Consider the following 372-nt stretch of genomic DNA (forward strand, 5'->3'; position numbering starts at 1 on the left):
GAGCTGATGTACCAAACCGGTGACTTGGGTCGCTGGGACAGTGAGGGTCGGATTACCTGTTTAGGCCGGAGTGATTTTCAGGTCAAAATCCGGGGATTCCGGATTGAGCTGGGAGAAATCGAGTCTCTGATGCAGGGATATGACGGGATAGCGGATGCGGTGGTTGCTGCGCCGGAGATGGCGGACGGTGAGCCCCGGTTGGTGGGTTACTATGTAGCAGAAGAAGGTGCGCAATCCGGTGAGGATTTCGAGGACGGTTTAAAAGCTGAATTACGGCGACGTTTACCGGATTACATGGTGCCGGGGATTTATATAGCGCTGGATGCATTCCCGCTGACGCCGAATGGCAAGGTAGACCGCAAAGCATTACCC

1 protein-coding gene is annotated in these 372 nt (G+C 54.8%); it reads left to right on the plus strand.

The genetic code is table 11. The features are described from left to right. Positions 1-372, plus strand: a 372-nt coding sequence (locus tag AC55NX_RS20880) for an AMP-binding enzyme (protein ID WP_496997475.1), incomplete at both ends; no start/stop codon positions are given.

The organism is Vibrio rubrogenes, assembly GCF_059641415.1.